Genomic DNA, 21,068 nt, shown 5'->3' with positions numbered 1-21,068 from the left:
GGTCCGCCAGACTGTATTTACTATCCAATCTTCCGCTCGTCGGGCCGGGCCTGATCCGTGCCGGGGCCGGTGGAGCGCCGTCAGGAGAGCACATGGACGAAGGTGGAGTCTTCTTCGAGGATCTCGGGGAGGGTGAACAGGCACCGGCGCGCAGCCATCGGCTCACCCGCACCGACCTGGTGCGGTACGCGGGTGCGTCGCACGACTTCAACCCGATGCACCACGACGAGGTGAAGGCCCAGGCCGCGGGCATGCGCTCGGTGTTCGGCCACGGGATGTTCACCGCGGGCTTCCTGGCCACCGCGCTCACCGACTTCGTCGGCATCGGGAACCTGCGCGGCTACAAGGTCCGCTTCACCGAGCAGGCCTGGCCCGACGACACCCTGACCACCGAGATCACGGTGCGCGGCAAGGACGAGGCCACCCACCTCGTCGAGCTCGACTGCCGGGTGGTCACCGAGAAGGGTGCGGTCGTCCTCACCGGCTCGGCGGTCGCGGCACCGCGGCGGAGGTCGGCATGAGCGGCGCACGGTACGACCTGCCGACGATCGAGGCGGAGACCGCGCCCTGGTGGGAGGCGGCGCGCCGCGGCGAGCTTTTGGTGCGCCGGTGCGGCGGCTGCGGGCGGGCGCACCTGTACCCGCGGCCGTTCTGCCCGACCTGCTGGAGCGAGGACGTCAGCTGGGAGCAGGCCGCCGGCACCGCGACGCTCTACACCTGGTCGCAGGTCCATGCCAACGACCTCCCGCCCTTCCGGGACCGGGTTCCCTACCTCGCGGCCGTCGTCGACCTCGACGAGGGACCGCGGATGGAGACCACCATCGTCGGCGTGACCGAGGCCGACCTGACCATCGGCATGCGCCTCAAGGTCGACTTCTCCGACGTCGGCGAGGTCACCCTGCCGGTGTTCCGGCCCGCCTGAACCGCGTCTCGCCTTCCCCGGGAGTTCTGATCATGAGTGCACCTGATGTGACCGGCCGCGTGCTGCGGTCGTCCACGGTCGTGGTGGAACGCGGGCAGGTGTCCGCGTTCGCCACCGCGGTCACCGACACCTCGCCCGTCTACCGGCGCCCGGACGCGGCGGCCGAGGCCGGCTTCGCCGGCATTCCCGCGCCCCCCACGTTCACCTTCGCCGCCCGCCTGCTCGCCGCCTACGAGGAGCTGAGCCCGGAGCAGCCGCCGGGCGCGGTGGATCTCACCGAGCTGATCGGCGAGCTGCGCGCGGGCGGTGGGCTGATCCTGCACGCGGAGCAGGAGTTCACCTACCACGCGCCGGTTCTCGTCGGCGCCGTCCTGACCCTCACCGGTGTGGTCGAGGACGTCCAGGTGAAGACCGGTCGCGACGACCGGCGCCGGACGTTCGTCCGGGTCCGCTCGGAGTTCCGCGACGAGGCCGGCGAGCTTGTCGTGACCGAGGTGATGACCTTGCTCCATCGGTCCTGAGCTGCTGCTGTGTCGATCCTGAGCTGGTCCGAGCCCTTTCGGTTATGAAGATCTGGTCCGTCGCGGCGGGCCTTGGAAATAAGGAGTCGCGCTGATGAGCGAGGAAAAGCCCGTGCAGTACGCGCACCGGATGTTCCCGGCGCCGATCGACCATGGGATCGCCCGGACCGACCGGGCGGTGTCGACGGTGGAGCGCGGGACGGACGCGGTCACCTACAACGACCCGCAGGGCCGCTGGTACGAGGGCGGCGGCCAGGTCGGGGAGAAGGCGGTCGAGTCGATCGTCGTCTACCCGCCGACCCGCGGCGTGGTCGGCCAGGGGGACCCGTTCGAGCCCGTCAAGATCGGCATCCTGGTCGACATGGACCTCGGCCAGTTGCTGTCGGACTGGATCGACTCGACCATCCTGGCGATCGAGGACGCGCTGAACGAGGGGGTCTACGACCGGCCGGTCGAGATCATCACCGTCGACGCGCGCGGCCTGCCGCGGGAGAACTACCGCAAGGTCCGCGAAGGCTACCTGAGCCTGGTCGAGCGGGGCTGCGTGGTGGTGCTCGGCCCGATGATCTCCGACAACTCGCTGAACCTGCAGGACGTCGTCAACGCCACCGGCGTGGCCTGCATCGGCTGGACCGGCAGCGTGAAGTTCGCGGGGGACTACTGCTTCACGGTCGCCAACGGGGACATCCCGACCGAGTCGGTGATGGGCGCCAACTGGTGCGCGCAGCAGGGATACACCAAGGTCGGTTTCTTCTGGGAGAAGGGCTCCTCCGGAGACCACTACTCGGACTACTTCCGGCTCGCCGCGCAGAACGTCGGCGTGGAGATCGTCAAGGAGGTCAGCCTCGGGCCGAACCCGCGCGGCTTCCAGGAGAAGCTGGCGACGATGCGCGAGCAGGGCGCCGAGGCGATCGTCTACATGGGCTACGGCTACTCGACGTTCCACTTCGCGGCCGCGTTCAAGGCCCTGGACTGGGACCCGCCCCGCTTCATGGGCACCGCGTTCATGTTCTACTCCAACTCCAACGCCTGGGCGGAGGGGCTGGAGGGCTGGCACGGCGTCGACCAGCTCGGTGAGGACGGCGCGAACCCGAACTACGAGGCGATGGTCCGCCGGTTCGAGGCGAGGTTCGGGCGGGTGACCCGCAACGTCGTCGTCGCGCTGGGCTACGACACGGCCCGCGCCGGCATCCACGGCATCGCGAACGCGATGATCCCCATCCCGAGCGAGGTCCGGCTCGGGCTCGAGAAGATCAAGTGGATGCCGTGCACGAACGGTGGCCCGGGCGCCTACATCACCTTCGCGCCGTACGACCACCGCGGCTACAAGGGCGACTTCCTGACGATCCGTGAGCTGCGCGGTGGCGAACTGCACTTCCGCGGCTACTACCGGCCGCAGTGGCCGTCGAACACCCACTCGCCGCTGCTGACCGCCGAGCCGAAGCCCGCGGACCCGGCCGACGCCGGCTGACGAGCGCCGGCCTAGTAGCGCCCCCCGACGCTGCGCCCCGCGCGATAGGCTCGCCGGAGCCTGGGAGGAGACGGGTGGAACCCGCGCACGAGACCGAATCCAAGACCGAGACCCAGGCCGCCGCCGGTGCACGGCGCGCGCCCTGGTCCGGCCGTGCGCCCGTTCCCGTCGACCACTCCGCGTCGCCGGTGGACCGGTCCGTCCCGGCCCGGGAGAAGATTCTCGACGCCACGGTGGCGTGTATCCGCCGCCGTGGCGTCGAGCGGACGTCGATCAGCGCGGTCGCGACGATCGCGGGGGTGTCCCGGCCGACTGTCTACGCCTACTTCGACACCCGCGAGGCGTTGGTCTCGGCGGCACTGGGCCGGGTCGGCGCGCAGATCGCCGAGCGGGTCGCCGTCACCGCGCGCGGTCGCGCCACGACGGCGGGCGAGTTCGCGGTCGAGGCGCTGGTCGCCGTCCGCCGGGAGTTCCGCGCGGAGCCGGCGCTGCGGCCGATCATGGGCATCGGCCCGGCGTGGGACGCGACCGACGCGCTGTCCGTGGAGGCGCTGGCGATCGCCAGGCCGATCATCGCGCCGGTGGTGGACTACGACCCCCGGCTCGAGCAGCATCTGGACGAGATCGTGGAGACGATCGTGCGCTGGCTGCTGTCCCTGCTCATGTTCGACAGCAGCCGGACCGGGTCGGAGCCGGTGCTGCGCGACTACCTGCGGCGGGCCGTGGTGCCGGTGATCGAGTCCATGGCGGCTGCCGGGGGCTGACCGGGCGGGGCGACCCCGGCGGGTGGCGGCCCGGCGGACTCGCGGTGAACCGCCGTCGACCTTCGCGTGCCGTGTTCCGGATGGTCGCGCAACGCGAAGCCTTGATATATACAATATCCATCATCCTTGGATGGCTGCCGGGCGGCGCTCGGCCCGTTCCCGCTGTGCCGGTCCCGGTGGCCGGCGGGTACCAGCGGGGTGAGCCGGTGATCCGACGAACGGAGGCAGCCCAGGTGAGTGCGAGGTCTTGGCAGATGGCGACCAGTACCAGCTCCGAATCCGAGCCGCAGGCCGATCCCCGGGGTGAGCCCCGGGCCGACGCCGAGGCCGCCGCCGCAACCGGTGCAGCCCCGCCGGAGCCGGCGCCGCGGCGCCCGCGCGGGGTGATCACCGACGAGGGCGTCGCCCGGCTGCGCGCGCGGATCGGCGTTCCCGAGCCGAACCCGCGGCCGCCGCACTACCGCCTGCCCGGCGCGGACGCCTTCCGGCACGTCGCCACCGCCTACGGCGACGACAACCCGCTCTACGCCGAGGAGGACTACGCCGCCGGCACCCGCTGGCAGGGCCTGATCGCCCCGCCGCCCCTGGTCGGCGGGGACACGCTGATCGGTGAGGACGAGGTCGCCGAGGTGCCGGCCGACCGGCGGGACCTGATGAAGGGCGACCCGCTGCGCGGCGTCCACGCCTTCTACTCCGCCAGTGTGCGCGAGTGGTGGGCTCCGCTGCGGCCCGGCACCCGGGTGCGCCGGCGCAACGCCCTGGTCGGCGTGCACGACAAGGTCAGCGAGTTCGCCGGGCGGGCCATCCACGAGTGGACCGGTCAGGTCTTCGCCGACGCCGCGGGCGGGCCGCTGTCGGGGCAGTACAAGATGATGATCCGTACCGAGCGCTCGAAGGCCCGCGCGCGTGGCAAGTACACCGCGATCGAGCCGGCGCCCTACACCGACGACCAGATCGCCGAGATCGAGCAGGCCGCCGCCGCCGAGACCCGCCGCGGGGCGCTGCCGCGCTACTGGGAGGACGTCGCCGTCGGGGATGAGCTCGGCCCCATGGTGAAGGGCCCGCTCACCGTCACCGACATCGTCTGCTGGCACGTCGGCATGGGCATGGGCCTGTACGGCGTGGTCCCGCTGCGGCTCGCGGTGGCGAACCGCAGGCGGATCCCGGGCTTCTACCACCGCGACGAGCTGAACATCCCCGACGTGCTGCAGCGCGTCCACTGGGATCCCGAGTACGCCCGGCGCTCCGGCAACCCGACCACCTTCGACTACGGCCGGATGCGCGAGACCTGGCTCATCCACCTGTGCACGGACTGGATGGGCGACGACGCCTGGCTGTGGAAGCTGCGCTGCGAGTTCCGGGCGTTCAACTACGTCGGCGACACCCAGTGGCTGCGCGGGACGGTGACCCGGCACTATCTCGCCGAGGGTGACCGCCCCGCCGTCGACGTCGAGCTGACCGCGACGAACCAGCGCGGCGCCGTGACCACCCCGGGGTCGGCGACCATCCTGCTGCCCAGCCGTGAGCGCGGGCCGGTGGTCCTGCCCGACCCGCCCGGCGGCGCGAACACTCTCACCGAGACGCTCGACGCCATCATCGACCGGTTCGCCGAATGAGCGGCACCTCCGGCGGGCTCGTGGTCAGCGCCGAGGGCGGGGTGCTGCGCCTGCGACTGAACCGGCCGGACAAGCGCAACGCGATCGACGACGCCATGATGCGCCAGCTCATCGACGAGATCGAGGCGGCCGGCCAGGACGAGTCCGTGCGGGTGATCGTGCTGTCCGGCGCCGGGGATCATTTCTGCGGCGGCGCGGACATCATCGCCCGCAACGCGAAGCCCAGCGCCAACGGCAGCACCAGCGGCAGCGCGAGCGCCAACGGCAGCGCCAGCGGCAACGGCGGTGCGGTGGTCCGGCCGCGGGCGGGCAGCATCCAGCGGCGGCTGCCGACCACAGCCCACCGGCTCATCCCGTTGGTGCAGACGGTGCAGACGCCGGTCGTCTGCGCGGTGCGGGGCTGGGCCGCCGGGATCGGCCTGGCTCTCGCCGTCGCCGCGGACATCACCGTGACCACGGCCGACGCCACCTTCTGGGCGCCGTTCGCGGATCGTGGCTTCACCCCGGACAGCGGCCTGAGCTGGCTGCTGCAACGCCGCGTCGGGGAGGTCCGGGCCCGGCGGATGCTGCTGCTCGGCGAGAAGGTCACCGGCGCGGACGCGGCGCAGTGGGGCCTGGTCGACCGGGCTGTCCCGGCCACCGACCTGGACGGCGCCGTCGAGGAGATCGTGGCGGAGCTCGCGGGGGCCGCGACGGTCGCGGTCGGGCTCACCAAGTGGCTGCTGGCCGCCGGTGCCACCGCCGAGCTGGACGACCAGCTGCGCAACGAGGCGTTCGCGCTGGAGCTGTCCTCGCGCAGCGAGGACTTCCGGGAGGGGCTCGGCGCCTTCCGGGAGAAGCGGCGCCCGCGGTTCAGCGGCCGCTAGGCACCGGACGGACCGGACCCAGGCACCCGAGCAGCAAGCACCTGAGCAGCCGGGCACCTGAACACCCGAGCACCCGAGCATTTTCCGATGGTGAAGGAGCACGAGATGGTGGAGGGCCCGCGGACGTCCACGGGCGTGGACGGGCGGCTGGAGCTCCCGCCGTCGCCGGACGCGGAGCAGGTCCGCGCCGCCGTCCAGGCGTGGGTGGCCGAGCACGTCCCGGCCGCCTGGCAGGAGGCCGGGCGCCGCGGTGGCGCCGCGGCGATCCGACTGGTGCGCTCGCGGGACGAGTACGAGCGCTGGTACCCGGTGTTCGGCCGGTCCGGGCTGGTCGCGCCCACCTGGGAGCCGGCCTACGGCGGGCTGGGCCTGGCGCCCGACCTCGCCCGCGTCGTCGACGCGGAGCTGCGTCCGTTCAACCTGGGCCGGCTCAACCCGCTCGGCCTGTCGAACGCGGCACCGGCCCTGTTCGCGCACGGCACCGAGGAGYAGCGGCTGCGGTTCCTGCCGCCGATCGTGCGCAACGAGGAGTTCTGGTGCCAGCTGTTCTCCGAGCCCGGCGCCGGCTCCGATCTCGCGTCGCTCGCGACCAGGGCGGTCCGCGAGGGTGACTCGTGGATCATCACCGGCCAGAAGGTCTGGACGACCTGGGGCTTCCGCGCCGACTACGGCGTGCTGCTGGCCCGCACCGATCCGGACGTCCCCAAGCGGGCCGGGATCACCTACTTCCTGCTGGACATGCACCAGCCGGGGGTGGACGTCCGACCGCTGCGGCACATCACCGGCGAGGTCGACTTCTGCGAGGTCTTCCTGGACGAGGCCGTCGTCCCCGACAGCCAGCGGATCGGCCGGGTCGGCGACGGCTGGCGGGTGGCGGGCGCGACGCTGTCCGGTGAGCGGCAGATGGTGTCGGGCGCGGGGTCGGGCGGTGTGGACCGCATCGGCGGCTCGGGTATCGCCAGCCTGATCCGGCTGGCCCGCAAGGTCAGCGCGCAGGGCCTGCCGGGTGGCTGGGACGACCCGGTGATGCGCCAGGAGATCGTGAAGCTCTACACCGAGGAACGGATCCGGGGCTGGACGAACGAGCGGGTGCGCCAGCGGCTGCGGGCCGGCCTGGCGCCGGGGCCGGAGAGCTCGATCGGCAAGGTGCAGCAGGGCACGCTCAACCAGCGCATGCAGGCGCTCGCCGTCGAGATCCTCGGGGCGTCCGGCGCGGCCTGGGAGAGCCCGGCCGTCCAGGCGGCGCCCGCCGCCGGTGCCGCGCATGCCGACAACGGCGCCGGATCTGGCACCGATGCCGATGCGGTCGCGGCCCAGTACGCGGAGTCGCTCATCCACGAGGTGCGGGGCATGCTCCGCAGCCGCGCGAACACCATCGAGGGAGGCACCACCGAGGTGAACAAGAACATCCTCGCCGAGCGTGTGCTCGGCCTGCCCCGCGAGCCCGACCCGTACCAGGGCAAGCCCTGGCGCGACGTCCCCCGGAGCTGACGGGTGTCGTCGGGGCTGCTGGTGGAGCGGCACGGGCCGGTGGGCTGGCTCGTGTTCGACCGGCCCGAGGTCGGCAACGCCATGGACGCCGCCATGCTCTCGGCGCTGCCGGAGGCCTGGGCGGAGCTGGACGCGGATCCGGCCGTGCGGGCCATTGTCAACACCGGTGCCGGTGAGCGGTTCCAGACCGGGCTTGACGTGGTCCAGCTGAGCCGTGACCCGGCGGCGCTGCGGGAGCACTCGCGGCAGACCCGCCGAGCCGAGCTGAAGATCACCGCGTGGCACACGAAGGTCGCGAAGCCCGTCATCGCCGCGGTGAACGGGCTGTGCGCCGGCGGCGGCCTGCACTTCGTCGCCGACGCCGACATCGTGATCGCCGCCGCCGACGCCGAGTTCACCGACCCGCATGTGTCGGTCGGGCAGGCGACGGCGTTCGAGGGGATCGCGCTGAGCCGGCGGATGGCCGCGGAGACCATCGCCCGGATGGCGCTGGCCGGCCGGCACGAGCGGATCGGTGCCGCCCGCGCCTACCAGCTAGGCATGATCAGCGAGATCGTCGATCCGCCCGATCGGCTGCGGGAGCGGGCGCAGGAGCTCGCCGAGACCATCGCCCGCAACTCGCCGGCCGCGATGGCGGCGACGAAGCGGGCGCTGTGGGGTGCGCTGGAGTCCGGCCTGTCCGACGCCTGCGTCACCGGCGCGGCCGAGCTGATGGGCATGTGGGGCCATCCCGACCAGCTGGAAGGCCCAGCGGCCTTCGCCGAGCGACGTGAGCCGCGGTGGGCCGAGCCCGGACCGCCCGTGAGAGAGGCACATCGGTGAGCTATTCGTCCTACGAGACCCTGATTGTGGAGCGCCGGGGGCCGGTCGGCTGGTTGATCAACAACCGGCCGCGCCAGCTGAACGCGATGAGCAGCCGGATGCGGGACGAGTTCGCCACGGCGTGGACCGAGCTCGACGCCGACCCGGCGGTCAAGGTGATCGTCCACACCGGTGAGGGACGGGCGTTCCAGACCGGCGTGGACATGACCGAGCTCGCCACCGACGGGCTGGGCATGGAGCGTTACCGCGAGTCCGTGGAGAAGCTGGACCTGCACTTCACCGCCTGGCACCAGAAGGTGCGCAAGCCGGTGATCGCCGCCGTGAACGGCCTGTGCGCCGGGGGCGGGTTCCACTTCGTGGCGGACGCCGACATCGTGCTGGCGTCGTCCGACGCGCAGTTCTTCGACCCGCACGTGTCAGCCGGCCAGGTGGTGGCGTTCGAGAACATCGCGCTGCTGCGCAAGATGCCGTTCGAGCCGGTGATGCGGATGGCGCTGGTCGGCCGGTTCGAGCGGATGTCGGCGCAGCGGGCCTACGAGCTCGGCATGGTCAGCGAGCTCGTCGAGCCCGAGCGGCTGCGGGAACGCGCGGGGGAGCTCGCCGAGACGATCGCGCGCAACTCGCCGGCCGCGATGGCGGCGACGAAGCGGGCGCTGTGGGGCGCGCTGGAGAGCGGCCTGACCGACGCCTGCCGCAACGGCGCCGACGAGCTGGTCTCCGTATGGGGGCATCCGGACCAGACGGAGGGCCCGCAGGCCTTCGTGGAGAAGCGCGAGCCGCGCTGGGTGGAACTCGCGCCGCAGACCCCGCCCGTGGGTGAATAGCCCGGACGGCCCGCGAACGCGCCCCCGGGCGCGGGCATACGGGCGGGCAGGTCAGCGGATGGACGGCGGCGTGAGTGATCGGGATGGTGTGTGATGCGTGAAGCGGTGATCTGCGAGCCGGTTCGAACCGCGGTCGGCCGCTACGGCGGGGCACTGCAGCCGCTGAGTGCGCACGCGCTCGGCGCGGCGGTCGTGCGTGGGCTGCTGGAGCGGACGGGTCTGGGCTCGGCGGACGTCGACGACGTGGTGTTCGGCTCCTGCTACCCGACGATGGAGGCCCCGGCACTGGGCCGCGTCGTCGCGCTGGACGCCGGCCTGGACATCACCGTCCCCGGCCTGCAGCTCGACCGCAGGTGCGGATCGGGGGTCCAGGCGATGGCCCTGGCCGCGATGCAGGTGCAGACCGGCGTCGCCGAGGTGGTCATCGCCGGCGGTGCGGAGAGCATGAGCAACGCGGCCTTCTACTCCACCGAGCTGCGGTGGGGTGCGCGCGGCGGCAACCTGACCCTGCACGACGCGCTCGCCCGCGGGCGGGTCACCGCCGGTGGCGAGAACCACCCGGTACCCGGCGGGATGATCGAGACGGCGGAGAACCTGCGGCGCGAGTACGGGATCCCCCGGGCCGAGCAGGACGAGTTCGCGTTGCGCTCGCACCAGCGGGCCGTCGCCGCGCAGGCCGCCGGCCGGTTCGCCGAGGAGATCATCCCCGTGTCCGTGCCGAAGCGCGGCGGAGCGACGGTGGTGGACACCGACGAGCATCCTCGCGCGGACACCACCCTCGAGTCACTGGCCCGGCTGCGGCCGGTGATGGGCCGCACCGACCCGGAGTCGACCGTCACCGCCGGGAACTCCAGCGGGCAGAACGACGGGGCGTCGGCATGTGTGGTGACGCACCCGGAGGCGGCCGAGCGGCTCGGGCTGCGTCCGCTGGCCCGTCTGGTGAGCTGGGCCGCCGCCGGCGTGGAACCGTCGCGGATGGGCATCGGACCGGTGCCGGCGACCGCCAAGGCGCTGGAGCGCGCCGGCCTGAAGCTCTCGGACATCGATCTGATCGAGCTGAACGAGGCCTTCGCGGCGCAGGTGCTGGCCTGCACCCGCGAGTGGGGGTTCGGCGCCGCGGACTGGGACCGTTTCAACGTGAACGGCTCCGGGATCTCGCTCGGGCACCCGGTCGCCGCGACCGGCGGGCGGATCCTCGCGACGCTGCTGCACGAGATGCACCGCCGTGAGGTCCGCTACGGGCTGGAAACCCTGTGCATCGGCGGCGGGCAGGGCATCACCGCGGTCTTCGAGCGCATCCCCGCCTAGCGCCTAGCGCCTGGCGTCTGGCGCGCGGCGGGGCTCCGCTGCTGCCGAGCAAGATCTGAGGATGCTGGTTGCTGGAACGGCCGAGATCCTCAGATCTTCGCGCTCGCCCGGTCGAAACCAGAGGTTCAGCCGCGTTGGTGGAGCGTGAGCTTCACCAACGCGGCGGCGTGCCGTCCGCTCACACGGGGGGCCCGCTCACTCGGGGATGAGCTGGGCGACCCGCTCCCGGTGGTAGGCCGGGTCCCCGAACATCAACCGTGCACTGGACGCCCGCTTGAAGTACAGGTGGGCCGGGTGCTCCCAGGTGAAGCCGATGCCTCCGTGGATCTGGATGTTCTCCGACGCGGCGTGCAGGTGGGCCTCCGTGCAGTAGGCGGCCGCGAGGCTCGCCAGCAGCGGCAGCTCCGGGTCGTCGGCCGCGGCGGCCGCCGCGGCCGCGTAGGCGGCCGAACGGGCCGACTCGACCTCGATCAGGATGTCCGCACACTTGTGCTTGATCGACTGGAAGGAGCCGACGGGCCGGCCGAACTGGAACCGGGAGCGGGCGTAGTCCACCGCCATGTCCAGGGCCCTGGCCGCGCCGCCGACCTGCTCCGCCGCGAGCGCGACCAGAACACGCTGGTAGGTGCCCTCGACCGCGGCCCACCCGGCTCCCTCGGCGCCGATCAGCCGGGCCTCGACACCGTCGAGGTCGATGCGGGCCTGCTTCCGGGTCTGGTCGAGGGTCGCCAGCGGGGTGCGCCGCAACCCACCGGCTGTGCCGGCGGTCGCGGCGTCGACGGCGAACAGGCCGACACCGCGGTCGGTGCGCGCGGCGACGAGGATCAGGTCCGCGGCGCAGCCGTCGAGCACGAACATCTTGGTGCCGTCGAGGCGCCAGCCGGCTCCGCCGTCACCGTCACCGGTGCGGGTCGCGCGGGTCTGGACGGAGGCCTCCTCCCAGCGCCCGTCGCGCTCGGCGACGGCGACGGTGGCCACGGTCTGGCCGGAGGCGATCGCGGGCAGCAGGTCCGCGCTGGCCGCGGCGTCCCCGATGAGCAGGATCGCCTGGCCCGCCGCGACGGTGGCCAGGAACGGGCCGCCGTACAGGGCCCGGCCCATCTCCTCGAACACCACCGCCAGTTCGGTGAAGCCGTGGTCGGCGCCGCCGTACTCCTCCGGAATGGCGAGCCCGAGCAGGCCGAGCTGCTCGGCCAGGACCGACCACGCGGTGCGATCGAATTCCTCGGCGGCGCCCAGGTACGCCCGGACCGCGCTCTCCCCGGTGGTGTCGTCGAGGAACGACCGGACCGCTGAGCGTAGTTCTTCGAGTTCCGTGCTGAACGACGAGGTCATCGAACCTCCCGAATGTTCGGTGTCGCCGGACGGCCAAGGTGGCCGGTGGTTATCGCGAAAACGGTACTAGCCATCAGAACAGGACACCAGTTATTCTGTCGGAACCGTCTGATGCATGCTTTGGCCCCGTTCGGGAGGCCGGGAGGGCGTGATCCGTGAATACCAAGGTCTACACGCACGAGTTCATTGATATCAAGGGTTCGAACAGGGCCCGTTACGTCCACCACATGACGGCGAACTGGAGCCCGATCGCGCAGGAGGAGCGTAATCAGCTCTGCTACGGGGTCTGGGGCGTCGTCGGCACGACGGGCCGGTGGCCGCAGGTCGTGAACCTGTGGGAGGAGGACGGCTTCGACGGGCTGGCCGCCGGCCTGCAGCATGAGACGTCCAGCGCCACGTTCCAGGACCCGAAGCTCGAGAAATGGTGGCTGGAGGCGGCCGAGTACCGCAGCGGCGGATTCGACCGGATCCTCGTTCCGGCCCCCTGGACCCGCACCATTTCCGAGCTCTGTGCCGACGGTGTGCGCGGCGAGCTGTACGCGCATGAAATGATCAGGGTGCCGCGGGGCACTGCGCCGGAATTCCTCTCCGTGGTCGCGGAGGAGGCGATTCCGCGTTATACCGAACATGGGTGGCAGCTGGTCGGCGCATTCCACACGGCCATGGCGGATGATGCCGAATGCGTGCTGATCTGGGCTATTCCGAGCTGGGCGGAGTGGGCCGACCTCGAAAAGGCCACGCTGGACCGGAGCTCGGGCGCGGGCCAATGGCACCGCCGGCTGCTGGATGCCAGCGAGTCGCGACACAGGTTCCTCATGCGGGATGCTCCGCTGTCACCGCTGCGGATCGGTCGGCAGCCGAGCCGGGCGGATCGGGAGGAAGGGTGGCAGGATCTGTGACGTCTTGTTGATCGTGGTTCCTCCCCTGGCTGGAGCTCGCCGGTGCCCGCCCGGCGTCCCGGACTGGGTGTGCCCTCGGCACTGATTTTGTATAAATTATCCTAGCAGCGATCGGTGGAGGTGGCATGGCACTGATGGATCTGCTCGCACGGCTGGGTGTCGGTGTCCTGGCCTGCACGCCTGGCGGGCCGCCGCTCGGGGGCGGCGGCGAGGTCGCATGCCTGGATGCTCCCGACCTGCCGAGCGCGCTGCTCGTCGCGGAGGCCGAAGGCACGATGGGCGGCGGCCTCGGGGCGGTGCTCGACGGCGATGTGCTCACCCTGGTGTCGCGCCCCGTCACAGCGGCGGCGCGGCCCACGCCGGTCTCCACACCGGCGGATGTCGTCGCCGAGGTTGCCGAGGCCCGCCGGCGAGGCCTGGGTGTGATCGCCGTCCGGCTCGGATTCGACCCGGCCGCGCCACCCCAGCCGCTCGTACCACCGGCAGGGGCCGTACTTCCCGCGTCGGCCGCGTCATCCGCGGCGGGCGGCGCGTCCGCGGACCAGCCCGGCGTGCCGCGGCTGTGGGCCGACCCCGGTCTCGCGGCCCGTTTCCCGGCCGGTGCGGGCGCCGTCACCTCCGACGACGCGGGCGCTGTGCCGCCGGTCGATCTCATCCTCGCGGGCCGGGGCGTGATCCGGTCCGGTGCCGTCGAGCAGTTGCGGGCGTTCGCCGAGCGCACCGGCCTGGGTGTGCTGAACACCTTCACGGCCAAAGGCCTGTTCCGCTGGGACAGTCCCTTCCACCTGGGGACCGGTGGCCTGCAGGAACTCGACCTGGCGCTCGCCGGCGCCAGCGGGTCCGGGCTCGTCGTCGCCGTGGGGCTCGACGCCGACGAGTGGCCGACAGACCTGCTGCGGGCCGCGGGCGTGCGGCTGGATCAGATCCTCGAGCTGGCACCGGAGGAGCTGATGGGCGCCCCGGCCGCGCTGCGCCCACGCGGCGGGGCCGGCGTCCAGGCCGGCGGCGAGCGTCCGCGGCTCTACCGGGAGCTGGCCGCGGTCGTGCAGCCGCTTTACCAGCAGACCGCCGCGCCGCTGAACCCCGCGCGGGCCGCCGCCGACATCGCCGAGATGCTGCCGGACGGCGCCGCCGTCTGGACGCAGCCCGGCCATGCCGCGCTCTGGGTCGCCCGGGCGCTGCCGACGACCCGGCTCGGCAGTGTCCGGGTGCCACCGGTCGGCTCGGCGGGCGTGGCGCTGGCCGGTGCGCTCGGCGCGGCGTCCCGGCCGGGCGGGTCCGCCGTAGCGGTGGTCGACGCCCTGCCCACGACCGGAGTGGCCGGCACACTGCTTGACCGGGCGGCTGGTGCCCCAGGAACGATCGTGATCGAGATCTGGGGCGATGGCGGCGATCTGCGCTCGGCGCAGGCACACCGTGATCGGCTCGCGGCGGCGCTGGCGAAGCCCGGCGTGCATGTGATCGAGGTTCCGGTCGACTTCTCGGCGACCGCGGAGCTGGTTGGTGTGGCCGGCCCGCCGCTCGCCTGGCCCGGCCGGCTACCCGGGTGACCGGCCGGCCGGGGGCCGTACCGCCCTGTCCAGCCTCACCGGATCTTCCGGTGTCCGTCTGTGTCTCAGCATTGTCTCCGACCGGTGCGGATCGGCGCTGACCAGCGTGGGCCTGGGCCGGTGCGGTGCGTAGCTTGGATACGATTGGCAGGCTGTCTCAGTCTTGCGCTGGGCGGCATGGAGAGATCCGGTGCCTGGCGTCAGCGCCGGATGACGAGAAGGAGCCCCCCGATACCTGCCCATGGCCGAGTCCCGTCGGCGCCCGTCGCGGAACATGCGTCCGGCCGCCGCCCGGCGATTGATCGCCGCAGCAGCGGTGCCCAGGTGGCGGAGCACATCCGCAACCTGATTTTCTCGGGCGTGCTGCGCCAGGGTGATCATGTGCGCCAGGACGAGATCGCCGAGGAGCTCGGCGTGAGCCGGATTCCGGTGCGGGAGGCGATCATCGTCCTCGACCGTGAGGGCTGGGTGACCAACGAGCTGCACCGCGGCGCCTTCGTGCACGGTCTGGACGAGAACTCGGTCCGTGACCACTACGGCATCCTCGGCATGCTCTACGGGTTCGCGGCGGCGCGTGCGACCGAGCGTGGCGATGACGAGGGCATCGGCCGGTTGCGGACGGCGGAGCGTACGCTGCACGCGGCGACCGACCCGGAGGTGGTGCTCGACGCGAACGAGGTGTTTCTCCGGCAGATCTTCGCACTGGCGGCCTCGCCCCGGCTCAAGGCGATGAGCCGCCTGATGATGGGCATCGTGCCGGGGAACTTCTTCGCGCTCGTCCCGGGCACGATCACGCCGCAGAAGAAGGGCATCTCCGCTGTCTACCGGGCGGTGAAGGCGCGGGACGGCGCGAGTGCCGAAGCGGCGTTCGTCGCGTTGCTCGAACAGCACGGAGAACGCGTCGTCACCATGCTGAGGACCCGTAACATCCTCTGGGCCCCCGACGGCACGTCGTAGCGTTCTCGACCGCGATCGTTCTCGGCCGCGCGAACGGCCGTGGCCACCGACCCGGCACTCGCTGAGCCTTCTCCGCGGAGGAGGCTCAGTACTCGTGCTGCATCAGGTCGATCACGGTCTTCGCGCGGTGAGCCAGCAGGACCCGCCCGACGACCGCCATGTGCTCCGCCCAGTGCCTCTCGGCCGCCGAGGCGTCACCGGCCTCCACGAGTGCGGCGAGACGGGCCTGGGAACGAAGGCCGCGCAGGCGCGTCTCCTCCGACTCCAGCGGGTCCCCACCGTCCTCCGGGTGGCTCACCGCGGCGACGGCGCGTGCGACGATCTCGTTGAGCATCTCCGCGACGATGCCCAGCGTCTGGTTCCCGGCCAGTTCGACCAGCCGGGCATGGAACCGCGAGTTGGCCTGACCGAACCGCTCCGGATCGTCGATGACCTCGAGCTGCTCGGCGGTCAGCCGGCGCAGCTCGGTGGCGGCTTCCTGATGGCTGTCGGAGCCAGCGACGATCTGGGCGGCGAAGCGTTCGAGCGTGCTGCGCGCCTCGTACACGTCCGCCAGCGGGACGTCGCGTGCCTGCAGGACCAGGGCGGCCGTGCGGGCGGTCATCCGATGGTTGGGCCGGTGCGCCACGATGCCGCCGAGGACACCGCGCTTGACCGAGATCAGGCCCTCGGCCTCGAGGATGCGCAGTGCCTCGCGCAGTGACGGGCGGGAGACACCGAAACGGGCGACCAGGTCTGGTTCGTGCCCGAGGGACTCGCCGTCCGCCAGCTCGCCCTGGATGATGAGCCGCCGCAGCTCGTCGGCGATGCGCTGCGGCTTCTCCCGCGGCACCACCCGCTCGCGGTTGCGTGCTCTCCTCGGCTCGTCCACCCTCGTCGACCTTCTCTGCGTCGGCCGCTTCGGCGGCCGAGGTGGTCCATCCGCACGGCGCGCGATCAACGCGTACGGTGCGCGATCAACGCACCGCTGTGGTCCGGCACCACGAGGCGGGCGAGTTCTTGCAGTTGATAACCCTACCTGCCGGCGGTACCCAACCCTGCCCGGTGGGCGGCGACGCCGCCCGGCCGGTGTGGGACCGAGGCACCCGAGGGTGGTCCGGGCCGCCGCGGACCGGGACATGCCGCCCGCGCGGCCAGGCGACGTCCGGGCAGGGAAACAGTGGGTTAAATCGGGTGAAACGGGCAAGTTGGACGATGGTCCACGGCTGCGCCCCGGATTGCGGGACAATGCGACGAGAATGCCCGGGGCCGGTCGTCGCAGCTGATCCGGAGRAAAGGGTTCGGTGCGTTGATGCACACCGCCGGGCCGGACGGGGACCTGCGCGCCCGGCGTGGCGGCGGAGATGGAATCATCCAGGTACCTGGTCCCACGAAGGGCCGATGGCCTGTTGCCGCACTACGTCCTGTTGGGGAATTGTCGTCTGCTGAGAGGGTGCGATTCATGCGGTCACCGCAGTGAACGGACCCTGGCGAACGGGCTCGGCCGGCTACGGCACATACCTGCCACCTCGACGAAGATTCGGAGGAAGATATCCGTGGACCTGATGCGGGCGGCCCGCCTCCACGTCCCCAGCCGCACCCTGACGATCGAGGACGTCCCCAGGCCGGTGCCCGGGCCCTGGCAGGTGCTGGTGAAGGTCGCGGCGGCCGGGGTGTGCATGTCGGACGTCCACCTCATCGACGGATCGCTCGGCCGGCCGCGCCATCTCGCCGAGGACACCGTCACGATCGGGCACGAGGTCGCGGGCACGATCGCGGAGCTCGGGCCCGAGGTCGGCGGATGGTCCATCGGCCAGCGGGTCGTCCTGCAGGCCGGCGAGATCAGGGACGGCGAGACCTACACCCGCGGTGTCGACTACGACGGCGGCTGGGCCGACTACGCGCTGGCCAGCGTCGACTCGATCTTCGCCCTGCCGGACTCGATCCCCTTCGAGCAGGCCGCCATCATTCCGGACGCCGTCTCCACCCCCTGGAGCGCGATCGTCAACACCGCGCAGGTCCGCCCTGGCGAGGCGGCCGGCGTGTGGGGTGTGGGCGGTCTGGGCTCGCACGCGATCCAGTTGCTCCGGGCCGTGTGCGCCTATCCGCTCGTGGCGGTCGATCCGGTGCCGGGCGCGCGGGCACGGGCACTGGAGCTCGGCGCCGATCTCGCCCTCGATCCCCGCGACCCGACGCTCAAGGACCAGATCCTCTTCCTCACCGAGGGCGCCGGGCTGAACGCGGCCTTCGACTTCGCCGGGGTCGCCTCGGTCTACGACCAGGTGCTGGGCGTGCTCGCGGAGGAGGGCCGCCTGGTGGTCGTCGGGCTGTCCGGCCGGCCCCTGACACTGCGGGACAGCACGACCTTCAGCTACCGCAAGCACCGGATCATGGGGCACTTCGGCTCGGGCGACGACGTCGTGCCGCGGCTGGTCGACCTGGTCGACCACGGCCGGCTCGACTTCTCCCGTTCCATCACCGACGTCCTGCCGCTGGGCAAGGCGAGCGTCGCGGTCCGGCGCATGCACACCAAGGAGGGAAACCCGCTGCGCCTCATCCTGGCTCCCTGAGGCGAAACCGCGGCCAGCCTGCGGACCAGTCGGTCAGTGGCTGGCCGATCAGTGGCTGGTCGTTCAGTGGTTGGCCGGTCAGCGGTTGGCCGGTCAGCGGTCAGTCGGCGTCCGTCAGGCTGACGGCGAGCATCGCCACGTCGTCCTCGTTGCCGTGGGTCCGGTCGAGGGTGGCGAGCAGGCCGTCGCAGAGCCGTTCGGGTGACAGACCGGGCGCCGCGTGGCGGCGGAGCAGCTCCAGGCCCTGGTCGATGGGCCGGGAACGGTCCTCGACGAGCCCGTCGGTGAACAGCACCACGGTGCTTCCGGGCTCCAGCGGCACCTCCAGCTCCGGGTAGTCCGCGACGCCGGCACCCAACGGCGGCCCCGGCTCCACGGGCGGGAACCAGGGCCGCCGCCGACGCGGGATCAGCAACGGCGGGAGGTGGCCGGCCGAGGCCACGGTGAGCACCCGGCGGCGCGGGTCGAGGACGGCCGTCGTCACGGTGCTGATGCTCGCCTGCTCCAGGCGGTTCATCGCGGCGTCGAGCGCGGTGAGGATGGCGGCGGGCCGGAAGCTGTCCAGGGCGTAGGCCCGCGCGGTCGCGCGCAGCTGCCCCATGGTCGCGGCGGCGTGCAGCCCGTGCCCCATGACGTCGCCGATGATGAGCGCGGCCCGGCCACCCTCCAGGGCGAGAACGTCGTACCAGTCGCCGCCGACCAGCGCACCCGCGCTGCCCGGCAGGTAGCGCCAGGCGAAGGTGAGCCCGGCGACGCGCGGCAGCCGGCGGGGCAGCAGGCTGCGCTGCAGCGTCACCGCGATCTCGCGCTCGCGCTCGAACTGGAGCGCGTTCCCGAACGCACCGCTCGCACGGCGGATGAGCTCCTCGACCAGTGCCTCGTCCTCGGAAGCGGTGTCCGCCCCGGCGGTGCCGGCGAAGGCGGTGTCCGGGAAGGCGGTGTCCGGGAAGGCAGCGGCTGCGAAGGTGGTGCCGCCGGGAAGCCTGGCGGGGGCGCGGCCGGGCCGGCTGGCGTCGTCCGCCGTGCTGCCCGCTGTGTCGTCGGCTGTGCCGTCCGCGGTGCCGTCTGCCGAGCCGTCCGCGAAGCCGGCGCGGCCCAGGGCGACGACGGCGGCGGTGCGCCCGGCGACGATGAGCGGGAACGCCACCGTGCCCGTGGTCGGCTCACGGACGACCGCGCCCCGCCCGGCCGCCGCCACCACCGGGCCCGGTGGTGGGACGCCTTGCGTCCGGACGACGTCCGCCCCGCCGGTGGCGGCGGTGACGACGGTGGCGTCGAGCGGGACCGCCGCCGAGATGCCGTGCGGTGGGATCCGCCAGCTGGCCGCCGCCGCGGAATGCCGCGGTACCAGCAGCCGCAGGAGGCGTTCGAGGATCCGGCCGGAGTCGAGCGTCGAGGCGAACAGGTCGCTCGCGGAGGTGAGGAACGCGGCCCGCTCCCTGGCGCGGCGCTCGGCGGTGAACAGGCGGGCTCGTTCCAGCGCCAGCGCGGTCTGCGCGGCCAGCGCCTCGATGAAGTTCCGCTCGTCGGCGTCGAACAGGCGCGAATGGTCGAACGAGAAGCGCAGCGCGCCGAGCACCTGCCTGGTGACCACCAGCGGTAGGCAGCACATGGCCACCACCGACGGCTCCAGCCGGGCCAGATCCGGATAGCGCAGGTAGCACTCGGCGCGGGACTCCAACCAGATCGCCCGACCGTTGCGCAGCGCGTCCACGGCGGGCAGCCGGTCGTCGAGGCGCTCGGCACGCAGCTGGGCCATCAGCTCCTCGCCGTACCCGACCGCGCCCGGGATCAGCACCTGACCGCCGCGCTGCCCGGCGTGGCCGGGATCCGCCGGCACGAGCAGGACGCCACCCGACGCGGCCAGGGCGGTCACGCTTTCGGAGACGACGACGTCCGCGACCTGCTCCGCGGTTGTCGCGCTGGCCAGCGCGGCGGTGACCCGCTGCAGCCGGGCCGCGCGTTCGGTGGCCCGGCCGGCGAGAACCTCCGCGTCGAGGGTGTTGAGCAGGTACTGCTCGAAGCTCGGTGTCGTGATCGGGCCGCCGCCGCCCTCCAGCGCCCGCAGCTGGTCGACCAGCGCGCGGACGTACCAGCGGCGGAAGGCGACATGTTGCGGCGGTGACTGCAGGGTCAGCAGCCGGGCCGCGCGGGCGTAGCTCTCGATCTCCTCCAGCGCCGCGAGGTAGGCCTCGCCCGCGACCGCGGAACGGGGTGACAGGGCGAGGTCCAGGGTGGTGCGCGGGAGGCCGGCCGCCGCGGCGGCCAGCGCCTGCCGTTTGATCGCCTTGCGGGGCTCGGAGAAGCGGGTGGTCACGATCCGCAGCAGTTCGGCCAGCCTGGTGGGCAGCGGCCCGCTCGACCCGGCCTGCGCACCTGTGGTGGCCAGGGTGAACTCCCGGACCAGCCCGTCGACATGGTTTTTCGCCGCGAGCAGGAGATCCGTCGGGACGTCCCCGAGCCTGACGTTGAAGCTGGCCCGACCGGCCGCCGAAGGGTCGGCGTCGATGGAGGTGTCGATGATCGGCGCGGTGCCCGAGTCGGCGCACCCGCGGGCCAGCTCCGCCCAGACGACCTTGCCGCTGACACCGGCGCCGTCGACCCCCCACCGGGTGGCGAGGGCGGCGACCAGCCCGAGGCCGCGGCCGGTCAGCCCCTGCCCACCGACCGGCGGGCACACCGGGGGAGTGGGGCTGCCGTCACTGATCTCGATGCGCACGGCCTCCTGGGCGGCGAAAAGCCGGGCCTCGACGGGTGGCAGGCCATGCAGCCAGGCGTTCGCCGTCAGCTCGCTCGCGATGAGGGCGACGTCGGGACGAAGATCGTCAGCCCACGCGTCCCCGGCCAGCGCGGCCTTGATCAGCCGGCGGACCATGGCCGGGGCCGAGGGCTCGCTGGCCAGGATCCAGCGGCCTCGCAGCAGCCAGCCGTCAGCCGCCCGCGCCGCCGCTACCGGCTCCGCCGCTGGCCACGGGTCCGGCGCGGCCGAGCCGTTGTCCACTGCCCATGTATACCCGGGATCGGCGAAAAGCACCTCTTCAGACATTCGGGGATGCCTAGCCGGCCAGACCGGTCGCGGCCGCGACCGGAACGTGTAACGCGGACCCGGCGCACCGGGGTGGCAGCCCGGATCTTTTGTGCTTCTGGCACATCGGTGCGGGTACCGGGCCGTT

Annotated in this window: 18 protein-coding genes; 15 read left to right on the top strand and 3 right to left on the bottom strand. The window is 72.4% G+C overall.

The window, feature by feature from the left end; all coding sequences use genetic code 11:
• Positions 1-92: 92 nt before the first annotated feature.
• From CcI49_RS04770 to CcI49_RS04720, 11 genes are all read left to right on the top strand, one after another.
• Positions 93-521 (top strand): MaoC/PaaZ C-terminal domain-containing protein, encoded by a 429-nt coding sequence (locus CcI49_RS04770; RefSeq protein WP_076824575.1) that lies wholly within the window; start codon positions 93-95, stop codon positions 519-521.
• Positions 518-922 (top strand): OB-fold domain-containing protein, encoded by a 405-nt coding sequence (locus tag CcI49_RS04765; protein WP_076824573.1) that lies wholly within the window; start codon positions 518-520, stop codon positions 920-922. Before CcI49_RS04770 ends, CcI49_RS04765 begins: the two co-directional genes overlap by 4 nt.
• 32 nt (positions 923-954) lie before the next feature.
• Positions 955-1,443 carry a MaoC family dehydratase N-terminal domain-containing protein gene (locus CcI49_RS04760; RefSeq protein WP_076824571.1) on the top strand — a complete coding sequence of 163 codons (489 nt, stop codon included), beginning with the start codon at positions 955-957 and terminating at the stop codon, positions 1,441-1,443.
• 94 nt (positions 1,444-1,537) lie between these two features.
• Positions 1,538-2,914: an ABC transporter substrate-binding protein gene (locus CcI49_RS04755; RefSeq protein WP_054567536.1), complete on the top strand. Its 1,377-nt coding sequence runs from the start codon at positions 1,538-1,540 to the stop codon at positions 2,912-2,914.
• A gap of 74 nt (positions 2,915-2,988) precedes the next feature.
• On the top strand, positions 2,989-3,678 hold the full coding sequence (locus CcI49_RS04750) for a TetR/AcrR family transcriptional regulator (RefSeq protein ID WP_054567535.1): 690 nt from the start codon (positions 2,989-2,991) through the stop codon (positions 3,676-3,678).
• Positions 3,679-3,932: 254 nt separating this feature from the next.
• Positions 3,933-5,294 (top strand): MaoC family dehydratase N-terminal domain-containing protein, encoded by a 1,362-nt coding sequence (locus CcI49_RS04745; RefSeq protein WP_198955449.1) that lies wholly within the window; start codon positions 3,933-3,935, stop codon positions 5,292-5,294.
• A complete protein-coding gene (locus CcI49_RS04740; RefSeq protein ID WP_076824569.1) occupies positions 5,291-6,160 on the top strand; it encodes an enoyl-CoA hydratase-related protein in 870 nt (289 codons plus the stop codon). Before CcI49_RS04745 ends, CcI49_RS04740 begins: the two co-directional genes overlap by 4 nt.
• A gap of 87 nt (positions 6,161-6,247) precedes the next feature.
• The gene (locus CcI49_RS04735; RefSeq protein WP_241839896.1) at positions 6,248-7,651 is read left to right on the top strand and encodes an acyl-CoA dehydrogenase family protein; all 1,404 of its coding nucleotides are present in this window, start codon (positions 6,248-6,250) and stop codon (positions 7,649-7,651) included.
• Between the two features lie 3 nt (positions 7,652-7,654).
• Positions 7,655-8,473: an enoyl-CoA hydratase/isomerase family protein gene (locus CcI49_RS04730; RefSeq protein ID WP_076824567.1), complete on the top strand. Its 819-nt coding sequence runs from the start codon at positions 7,655-7,657 to the stop codon at positions 8,471-8,473.
• Positions 8,470-9,297 (top strand): enoyl-CoA hydratase/isomerase family protein, encoded by an 828-nt coding sequence (locus CcI49_RS04725; protein WP_006541760.1) that lies wholly within the window; start codon positions 8,470-8,472, stop codon positions 9,295-9,297. The genes CcI49_RS04730 and CcI49_RS04725 overlap by 4 nt, the downstream gene beginning before the upstream one ends.
• 93 nt (positions 9,298-9,390) lie before the next feature.
• Positions 9,391-10,605, top strand: a complete 1,215-nt coding sequence (locus CcI49_RS04720; protein WP_076824565.1) for an acetyl-CoA C-acetyltransferase — start codon at positions 9,391-9,393, stop codon at positions 10,603-10,605.
• Positions 10,606-10,800: 195 nt separating this feature from the next.
• Here CcI49_RS04720 and CcI49_RS04715 read toward each other — a convergent pair whose 3' ends face one another.
• On the bottom strand, positions 10,801-11,940 hold the full coding sequence (locus CcI49_RS04715; protein WP_076824563.1) for an acyl-CoA dehydrogenase family protein: 1,140 nt from the start codon (positions 11,938-11,940) through the stop codon (positions 10,801-10,803).
• Between the two features lie 155 nt (positions 11,941-12,095).
• Between CcI49_RS04715 and CcI49_RS04710 the strand changes: the two genes are divergently transcribed.
• From CcI49_RS04710 to CcI49_RS04700, 3 genes are all read left to right on the top strand, one after another.
• The gene (locus CcI49_RS04710; RefSeq protein WP_076824561.1) at positions 12,096-12,839 is read left to right on the top strand and encodes an NIPSNAP family protein; all 744 of its coding nucleotides are present in this window, start codon (positions 12,096-12,098) and stop codon (positions 12,837-12,839) included.
• Positions 12,840-12,964: 125 nt separating this feature from the next.
• A complete protein-coding gene (locus CcI49_RS04705) occupies positions 12,965-14,389 on the top strand; it encodes a hypothetical protein (protein ID WP_076824559.1) in 1,425 nt (474 codons plus the stop codon).
• 324 nt (positions 14,390-14,713) lie between these two features.
• The gene (locus CcI49_RS04700; protein ID WP_054567527.1) at positions 14,714-15,346 is read left to right on the top strand and encodes a GntR family transcriptional regulator; all 633 of its coding nucleotides are present in this window, start codon (positions 14,714-14,716) and stop codon (positions 15,344-15,346) included.
• A gap of 85 nt (positions 15,347-15,431) precedes the next feature.
• On the opposite strand, the gene CcI49_RS04695 is transcribed toward CcI49_RS04700, so the two are convergent.
• A complete protein-coding gene (locus CcI49_RS04695; RefSeq protein WP_054567526.1) occupies positions 15,432-16,217 on the bottom strand; it encodes a GntR family transcriptional regulator in 786 nt (261 codons plus the stop codon).
• 664 nt (positions 16,218-16,881) lie between these two features.
• Between CcI49_RS04695 and CcI49_RS04690 the strand changes: the two genes are divergently transcribed.
• Positions 16,882-17,895, top strand: a complete 1,014-nt coding sequence (locus CcI49_RS04690) for a zinc-binding dehydrogenase (RefSeq protein WP_054567525.1) — start codon at positions 16,882-16,884, stop codon at positions 17,893-17,895.
• 100 nt (positions 17,896-17,995) lie between these two features.
• Here the strand turns inward: CcI49_RS04690 and CcI49_RS04685 are convergent, their stop codons facing one another.
• On the bottom strand, positions 17,996-20,941 hold the full coding sequence (locus CcI49_RS04685; protein WP_241839895.1) for an ATP-binding SpoIIE family protein phosphatase: 2,946 nt from the start codon (positions 20,939-20,941) through the stop codon (positions 17,996-17,998).
• Positions 20,942-21,068: the final 127 nt, after the last annotated feature.

This window comes from Frankia sp. CcI49 (genome assembly GCF_001983215.1).
In the GTDB taxonomy this organism is placed as follows: Bacteria; Actinomycetota; Actinomycetes; order Frankiales; family Frankiaceae; genus Parafrankia; species Parafrankia irregularis.
This window is presented reverse-complemented; position numbering and strand designations above follow the sequence as displayed.